This is a genomic window from Kitasatospora sp. NPDC091257, from assembly GCF_044757675.1.
Lineage (GTDB): Bacteria > Actinomycetota > Actinomycetes > Streptomycetales > Streptomycetaceae > Kitasatospora > Kitasatospora lactacystinica.
On the sequence record NZ_JBIVVI010000003.1, the window covers coordinates 19,723 to 28,287 of the forward strand.

The window sequence follows — 8,565 nt, forward strand, 5'->3', positions numbered from 1 at the left end:
CGGCAACGCGCTCCCGGGTCAGTGCCCGGCGATGTCGTCCGGCCGGACCTCGATGTGGTCGGCCGCGAGGTCGACCGCCACCCGGTGCTCCATGCCGAGCGACTCCAGGAACTTGACCGGCAGCTGCACCCGGCCGCTGCGGTCCAGCATCACGTACTCGCGCTCGTTCACCGACTCCTCGCCGTGCTCGTCCGTCACGGTGCGGCGCAGCACCTCGCTGGCGGTCCGCCCGTCCCGGATCGCGACCGTGCGGCGGACCTCGCCCGCGACCATCGGGTCGTGGGTGACGATCACGACGGTGGCGCCCAGTTCGCGGTTGACGGTGCGGAAGGACTCGAAGATGATCCCGGCCGTCTCCGAGTCCAGCTCGCCGGTGGGCTCGTCGGCGAGCAGCACCGGCGGGTTGTTGGCCATCGCCACCGCGATCGCCACCCGCTGCTGCTGGCCGCCGGAGAGCTCGTTGGGCTTGCGGTGGGCGAGCTCGCCGATCTCCAGTGCCTCCATCAGTTCGGCCACCCGGACCGCCTGCTGCTTCGCCCCGCCGGCGCCGGAACGGCGGCCGCGCAGCTGCATCGGCAGCGCGATGTTCTCGGCGGCGGTGAGGAAGGGCAGCAGGTTGCGGGCGGTCTGCTGCCAGATGAAGCCGACCACCTCGCGCCGGTAGCGCAGCCGCTCCTTGACCGACATCTCCAGCAGGTCGCAGCCGGCCACGGTGGCGGTGCCGGCGGTCGGCACGTCCAGCCCGGCGAGGATGGTGAGCAGGGTGGACTTGCCACTGCCCGAGGCGCCGACCAGGGCGACCAGGTCGCCCTGGCGGATGGTCAGTTCCAGGCCCTGGAGCGCCTGGACCTCGACCCCCTCCGCGCTGAAGATCCGGACCAGCCGGTCGCAGACGATGGCCGATCCCTCGCCGTACGCCTTGGGCGAGGCGGCGGCGAGGGCCCGCTGCTGGAGCTCCTGGAGGCTGGGGGCCTCGACGACCGTCCGCTCCTGGGGAGTGCTCATCACCGCTCGTCTCCTGTCTCGACTGTCTGCTTCATCGCACCGCTCTCCACTGTCCCGGCGACCCGCGCCGCTGTCACGGCCCGTTCGCCGCTCCCGGCCGCCGGTCGCGGCCTTCCCCTCGCGCCGCCGGCCGCCGCCGTCTCCGGCCGCACGGCCGCGCTCGCGGCCGCCACCGTTCCCGGCCTCATTGCCGCTCCCCCGCGCGCAGTTCGGTGGCGATCTGGCGCCGGCCGGCGACCAGCGTCTCCACCACCACACCGAGGCAGACCACCAGGGTCAGACCGACGGTGGGCAGCAGCACCGGCATCACCGCCGGGGCCAGGGTGTCGGCGACCGTGGCTCCGACCAGGGCCGAGAGGTCGAAGGCGCCCCCGAGCAGGGCGACCGCGGCCAGGGCGACCAGGCCGCCGCCGACGGCCGCCGCCAGGGTCTGCGGCAGCGACTCGGCGACGATCAGCGCCAGGCCCTGCCTGGGCCGCAGGCCCATGGTGCGCAGCCGGGCGAGCACCGCCGTGCGGTCCGGCGCGGCCCGCAGCAGCGTCAGCAGCACGGCCAGCAGGGCGAACCCGGCGGCCGCGAAGCCCGAGTACCAGAACAGCCGTCCGGCCGCGTGCTGCACCGGGTCGGCGGCCAACTCGGCGATCTTGTCGCGGCTGCTGTGCACCGCGTAGCCGGGGGGCAGGCCACCGGAGGTCTTCCCCGCCGCCTTGGCCTCCTCGTTGACCAGTTTGGCGTGCTTCCCCAGATTCGCGCCGCCGCCGATGCCGCTCTCGATCAGCAGGGCGCGGACCCGGACCGGATCGACGTCGCCGACCGCGAACCACTTGTTCACCTTGGTCGCCCGCTTGAGCTCCGGCAGGTGCTCCGCCGCGGGGCCGGCCGGCACCACCACGAACGGCTTGCCGGGGTCCGGCAGGGCGGGCGTGGCGGTGACGACCCCGGCGACGGTGGTGGCCATCTGGCTGCCGCCGGGCGTGCGCACCTGCGGCGCGCCCGTGGCCAGTCGCTCGGCCAGGTCCCGGCTGAACAGCGCGGGCACCGGGCTGTCCTTGCCACCCGGAGCGGCGGCCAGCTCGGCCGGGTCGTACTGACCGACCCCGGCCGTACGGGAGATCTCCGCGTAGGCGTCGGGCTCGACCACCACCAGGATGGCGTCGGTGGTGCCCCGGTCGCCGCCGATGAAGGTGGCCCGCTCCTCGATCCAGGCGCCGGTGGCGGCCCGGACGCCGGGCAGTTCGCCGGCCGCCTTGGTGAAGGCCTCCGGCAGGGTCGCGTAGACCGGGACGCTGACGGACACGTCGCCACCGGTGGTGATGCGCGCGGCACGGGTGCGGGACTGGTCCACCGCGGTGAGCACGGTGGCGCCGAAGCCGGTGGCCGTGACGGCGATCAGCAGGGCGAGCAGCGGCAGTGCGGAGGGCCGGCGGCGCCCCGAGTTGTCGCGGGCGGCCCGGACCAGACCGAGGAAGCCGACCAGTCCGCGGCCGCGGCCGGCCAGTGCCGCCAGCCAGCCGACCACGACCGGCTCGATCCGGGCCAGCAGCAGGCCGCCGGAGACGGCGAGCAGCAGCGGGGCGGCCACCAGCAGCGGGTCCACCGCACTGCCCGGGTGGCCGACGCCGCGACGGCGGACCTCGGCCACGGCGGCGGCGGTGACGGCCAGCACGGCGAGCTCGCCGATCACCCGGCGCCAGCCGCCGGCCGCCCGCGGACGCGCCCAGAGCAGCGCGGCCCGGGCCGGGAAGGCCAGGATCGCGAACAGGGTCACGGCGAGTGCGAGCACCACCGAGTTGCCCCAGCGCGAAGTGGGCAGCAGCACCAGAGCGAGGGCCGTGCCGAGCACGGCGGCGGGCAGCACCGTCACCGCGCCCTCGGCGAGCAGCCGCAGCAGCACTCCGCCGCGCGAGCCGCCGCGGGCCTGGAGCAAGCGGATCTCGGCGGTGCGCCGGTCCGTGCTGAGCGCCGCGGCCAGACAGAGCACCACGACCGCGACGCCGGCGACCCCGGCGGGCCCGATGGCGCCCAGCGGGCCGGCGGCCTGGTAGCGGTCGGCGGCCCGGGCGAGGACGTCCGGCATCAGCGAGGTGGCGTGCAGGTCGGCCCGGAGGGTCGAGTCGATCAGTGCGGTCATGCCGGGGCCGGCCATGTACGAGGCGAGTGTCGCGCGGGTCCGGTCGAGCTGGTCGGCGTGCAGTGCGTCGGGGTCGACGGGCAGCCGCCAGAAGTTCTGGCCGCTCGAACCCCAGCGGGCCAGCGCGGTCAGGCTGCCGCCGTCGACGAAGCCGCTGGTCCAGTACCAGGCGTCATCGCCCTTGAGGCCCAGGCAGGCCCTGGCCGGACAGCCGAGCCCGTCCCAGAACGGGTCCTGGGGATCGTTGACCCGGTAGAGGCCGACCACGGTGCTGCGCAGCGCGACGGGTCCGTCGGTGCCGCTCTCGATGACGTCGCCGACCTTGATGTTGACGGCCTCGGCGGCCTGCTGGCTCAGCACGATCGGCAGCGGGCCGTCGGCCGGGGCGGGGCCCGGCCAGGTGCCCGCGGTCAGGGTCGCCCGGTCGGCGAGTCCGTGCAGGTAGTACAGGCCGAGCGCCGGGGTGGCTCTTTCGGAGAGCCGGGTGAACCCCGGGTTGAACATCTGACGCCCGGTCTTGACCCGGGTGCCGTAGGCCTGGGCCGACGAGCCCAGCGGGAGGTCCCGTCCGATCCGCTCGCCCAGCTTCCGCTGGATGGCGTCCAGGTCCGCCCCGGTGTCCGCGCGGCCCGTTTCGGCGGTGAACTCCAGGTTGGTGACGCCGGTGCCCAGGCTTCGGGTGAACTCCTGGAGCGCGGTGTCCGCGCTCCGGTCCGCGACGCGCGGGAAGGCCGCCGCCAGGAACACGGTGACGAAGGCGAGGGCCGCTGTGAGCAGCGCGGCCAGTGGCATCGCGCGCAGCCGGGTGCGGACCCAGGGCGCGGGCCGGTGGGCGCGTCCGGGCCCGGACGCGGGCCCCGGCGCGGGGGTGGGCACGGTGGTGCCGGCCTTGGTGGTCACATCTCCTCCACGTGGCGCAGCCGGGAAGCCACGTCTCGACGCCGGCGCCCGAGCAGGAAGGCCGACAGCAGCGGAACGGCGGCGATCGCGGCCGCGAACAGCAGCGCCTGACCGTACGGCAGCTCGACCAGGGCCTCGGGCACCGGGCGGCGGGCGGCCGGGGTCAGCACCACGAAGGGCACGATCAGCCGGACGAGCAAGGCGCCCAGGGCGAGGCCGACGATCCCGCCGAGGCCGACCAGCACCGCGTTCTCGGCGGCGACGGTGCGGGTGACCTGCTTGCGCGGGGCGCCCAGGGCGAGCAGCAGCGCGGAGTCCCGGGAGCGCTCGTGGGCGGAACCGGCCACCGCGGCGGCGAAGCCGATCGCGGCGAGCACGGCGGTGACGATGGCGATGGCCATCAGCGCGCTCTGCGGGGCGGCGCCGACCGGGTCGCCGAGGAGCCCGTCGGAGACCTCGTCGTAGAGCGCGAGGTCCTGGCTTCCGGGGGCGGCGCGCAGGGCGGCGGCGGCCTCGGCCGGGGCGCGGTCGCCCGGCCCGGTGGCGGGCAGCCACCACTCGGTGCGGGTCGGCAGGTTGCGGTCCTGGGCGGACAGCATCCGGGCGGCCGAGTCGAGGTCCATCACCAGCGCCCGCCGGCCGGCCACCGGCATGGCCTCGATCGCGCCGGTCACCTTCACCGGGACGACGACCCCGCTGAGCGGCACCTGGAGGGTGTCGCCGACCGAGGCTCCGACGGCCTTCAGGTAGTCGCGGGTGGCGACACCGTTGACGGCGGCGGGCTGGGCCGGCCCGGTCGGGAGCAGCACGGCGCGCACGGAGTCGCCGATGCCGCGGGCGGAGTGGTAGCGGACCGTGAACAGGTTGTCGGCGGCGGCCGCTTCGGAGGCGAGCGCGGCCACCGGCGAGTTGTCCGCGGGGTTGCGGGAGGCCGGGGGCTTGAGGTTCCACCCGGTGCCGACCGGCAACGCAACGGCGGTGGACGGTCCGTCGGTGGTCTGCGCGACGGCCAGGTTCCGCACCGCGACCTCGCCGTCGCTGTGGTCACTGAAGGCGACGGTCGCGCCGACCACGGTCAGCGGGGCGGCGACCGAGCCCACCGGGGCGTCGACCAGCGCGTCGAGCCGGATCGAGGAGCGGACATCGCCCTTCAGCGGGAGCTCGCCGAACGGGACCTTGTGGACCAGGCCGAAGCGGTCGCGCAGCAGCAGCCGGACCTCGGAGTGGACCGCACTGCTGATCCACTTGGTCGGGTCCTGCTGGCTCACCGCGATGTCGGCGTCGATCCGCAGCGGGGAGCCGGGCAGCGGGATGCCGACGGGGGCCGGGGCCGCGAGCGTGCCGAAGACCTCCTTGCCGGTGTGGCCGTCGAGCAGGTCGGAGCGGACCGGGACACGGTCGGCGAAGGCGGCGGCGTCCACGGCCATCAGCTGGCCGGCACCGCCCTGCAGCGGCTGCTCGTCGCGCACCACCGCGACCAGCCGGTCGCCGCCGGGCAGGCTGCCGTAGCGGCCGCCCTGGCCCATCGGCGCGTTGTGCGAACCGGAGATGCGCAGACCTCCGCCTGTGGCGAAGGCGGCCTGGTCGCGCTGGGAGGAGGTCCAGGTGGCGTGCTGACCGAGAGCCAGGACACCGGTGGCCACGGCCATGACGAGCAGCAGGACGGGTCCGGTGGCGCGGCCGGGCCGGCGGGCCAGCTGCCAGCCGACCATGGCGGGCCCGAGGCCGCGGCCGCGGGCCGCCGCGCGGGCGCCGAGCCGGGCGACGAGCGGGAGCAGCCGCAGCACCACCAGGGTCCCGGCGCACAGTGCGAGGGTCGGGGTGGCGACCAGCAGCAGGTCCACGTCGAGCCGGCCGGTGGAGTCGGGGGACAGCCCGCCGCCGTACTGGTCGAGCTGCTGGTAGGCGAGCACGGCCAGGGCGAGCACGGCGAGGTCGCCGCCGTTGCGGGCGACGCCGGAGACCACGGCCTGACGGCGTCCGGCCCGGCGGCGCAGCGCGGCACCGACGCCGCGCACCACGCTGGGCACGGTGGCCAGCAGGATGCAGGCGAACGCGCAGATCACGGCCACCGGCCAGAGCGACCAGCTGATGCCGGTGTCCAGGGCGACCTGGCGGGAACTGCCGAGGCCGGCCAGCGCGCGGACCAGGAACGGGGTCAGCAGTGGTGCGAAGACCGCTGCGGGCAGGGCCAGCAGCAGCGACTCCAGGGCGGTGAAGGAGCCGAGCCTGAAGGCCGAGGCGCCACGCGCGGCGAGGATCTCGTTCTCGGACTCCTGCCGCGCGGCGATCAGGTGGACGACCAGCAGCAGGGCCGCCGCGGCGAGCACCGCCAGCTGGAGGGCGCCGATCAGCAGGGTGGACCGGGCGACCACCATGCTGTCGGACAGCTCGCGCATGATGTCCGGCAGGTCGGTCGTCGCGCCGAGCGAGGCGGTGCCGCGCAGTTCCTCGGAGAGGTGCTGGGCGCGGTTGCCGACGGCCTGCGCGGCGGCCCGGTCGGCGCCGGAGAAGTCGGCGTCCAGCGACCAGCCGACGCCGCCCTGGACCAGGCCGGCCGTGGCGAAGGCGCTCCGGTCGACCATCATCGGGCCGAAGGTGGTGAAGCCGCCGACCTCGATCTCGTGGCCGCCGACCGGGTCGATCCGCCAGTACGGGGCGGTCGGGTCGGTGGCCCGGTAGACGCCGGTGATCCGAACGGTCAGCGGCTTGCCGTCGTTCCGGTCGACGAGCCGGACCTCGGCGGGCAGGGCCTGCTCGGTCAGACCGAGCCGGCGCAGCAGGCTCTGCGGGACGGCGGCCTCCGGGGCGGCGGACTGCACCGGTCCGGTGGCGGCACCCGGCCAGGCGCCGGCCACCAGTTGGACCCGGCCGCGGTCCAGGTCGGCGAGGACCGTGAGGTCGAGCGGGGCGCCGGGGGCGCTGCCCGCGCCGCTGCCCGTCGCGGGCGTGGTGATCGCAGGTGTGCCGGTCGCAGGTGTGCCGTCAGCAGCGGCGCCGGATACCGGCAGGCTGTAGGAACGGCTGCGCGTCAGGCTGTCGGTGTGGACGGGCAGGTCGCCGAAGAGCTTCTGCCGGTAGGCGGCGAGCGCCGCCTCGTCCTTGGACCGCTGGTCGAGCCCGTGCTCACCGGTCACCGCCACCGTGGTCCGGGCGTGACCGGGCCCTTGGAGCGCCTGCCGCAGGCCGGCCTCACCGACGCTGCTGTTGAAGGCCACCAAGGCGGTCAGCACAGACGTGGTGATCAGCACCGCAAACAGGACAGCGGCAGCCAGCGGCACTCGCCCGCGCAGTCGGCGCACGACGAAGCCGAGCATCAAGTTCCTCCCCCGGATTTACGTCCCCGGTTGCATCCCCGGGCCCCGCTCATCGATCCGGCCCGAGTACAAATCGGCCACAGACGGACACATCGCGAGCACACCCGGCGCATTGATCACCGGCAATCGGTCGCCGGATAGCGGACGATGCTGTCAGATTCGATCCAGGAACGGAAGGGACTTGCGCGAATCAAGTAACCAGTGAGCAAATTCCTTTCATTGATAGCATCCCGGCCGGGGATGCCCCCACTTGAATGCCATGCACACTTCACAACTCCGGCTTCGGCGCGCCCTTTTGACCCGGGACGCCCTCTTCTCGGATTCCCGCCCGGGAAGGTGAACCACCGGAGCAGACATATCCGTAGACCCGGACGGGACCCGGCTACAACCGGGCCGCCACGCCCACAGGGGGGACGCCGCATGACGCAGCATCAGGCCGCCACCGCCGACACCGCCACCACCCAGCCGATGGTGGCCGTGACCGATCTCCGCCGCAGCTTCGGCACCGGCGAGCGGACCGTGCACGCCCTGCGCGGCGTGTCGTTCACCGTCGGCCGCGGAGAACTGGCCGCACTCAAGGGCCGGTCCGGCTCCGGCAAGACCACCCTGCTCAACCTGGTCGGCGGCCTGGACACGCCGACGGGCGGCAGCATCGCGCTGGACGGCATCGACCTCGCCGGGCTGGACGAGGACGGTCGACTCGCCCTGCGGCGGGAGCGGATCGGCTTCGTCTTCCAGTCCTTCGGGCTGATCCCGATGCTCACCGCCGCCGAGAACGTCGGCGTGCCCATGCGACTGCGCAAGGCCCCGGCCGCCGAACGCGAGGAGCGCGCTCACACCCTGCTCGCCCTGGTCGGGCTGGCCGACCACGCCAACCAGCGCCCCGGCGAGCTCTCCGGCGGCCAGCAGCAGCGCGTCGCCATCGCCCGTGCGCTGGCCAACGAGCCCAGCCTGATCATCGCCGACGAGCCGACCGGTCAGCTGGACTCCGAGACCGGCCGCTCGATCATGGAGCTGCTGCGCGCGGTGGTGCGCAGCGAGGGCGTCACGGTGCTGGTCGCCACCCACGACCCGACGCTGATGGGGCTCGCCGACCGGGTGATCGAGGTCCGGGACGGACGGATCGTCGAGGAGGAGACGGAACGGGCCGCGTAGCGGAGCGGGCCGGGGTCGTGTCACGGGCGTGGGGATGCGGGGGCGCCTCCCCACGCC

At 74.7% G+C, this 8,565-nt stretch carries 4 protein-coding genes; 1 reads left to right on the plus strand and 3 read right to left on the minus strand.

Features of this window, described 5'->3' with window-relative positions:
* Positions 1–18: 18 nt before the first annotated feature.
* The 3 genes from ACIQOV_RS00365 to ACIQOV_RS00375 form a co-directional block, all read right to left on the minus strand.
* Positions 19–1,005, minus strand: a complete 987-nt coding sequence (locus ACIQOV_RS00365) for an ABC transporter ATP-binding protein (protein ID WP_359903773.1) — start codon at positions 1,003–1,005, stop codon at positions 19–21.
* Between the two features lie 184 nt (positions 1,006–1,189).
* A complete protein-coding gene (locus tag ACIQOV_RS00370; RefSeq protein WP_401043186.1) occupies positions 1,190–4,036 on the minus strand; it encodes a hypothetical protein in 2,847 nt (948 codons plus the stop codon).
* The gene (locus tag ACIQOV_RS00375) at positions 4,033–7,353 is read right to left on the minus strand and encodes an FtsX-like permease family protein (RefSeq protein WP_401043188.1); all 3,321 of its coding nucleotides are present in this window, start codon (positions 7,351–7,353) and stop codon (positions 4,033–4,035) included. The genes ACIQOV_RS00370 and ACIQOV_RS00375 overlap by 4 nt, the downstream gene beginning before the upstream one ends.
* Before the next feature lie 420 nt (positions 7,354–7,773).
* Between ACIQOV_RS00375 and ACIQOV_RS00380 the strand changes: the two genes are divergently transcribed.
* Complete coding sequence (locus ACIQOV_RS00380) at positions 7,774–8,508, plus strand: ABC transporter ATP-binding protein (protein WP_380547959.1); 735 nt, start codon at positions 7,774–7,776, stop codon at positions 8,506–8,508.
* The last annotated feature ends 57 nt before the right edge of the window (positions 8,509–8,565 follow it).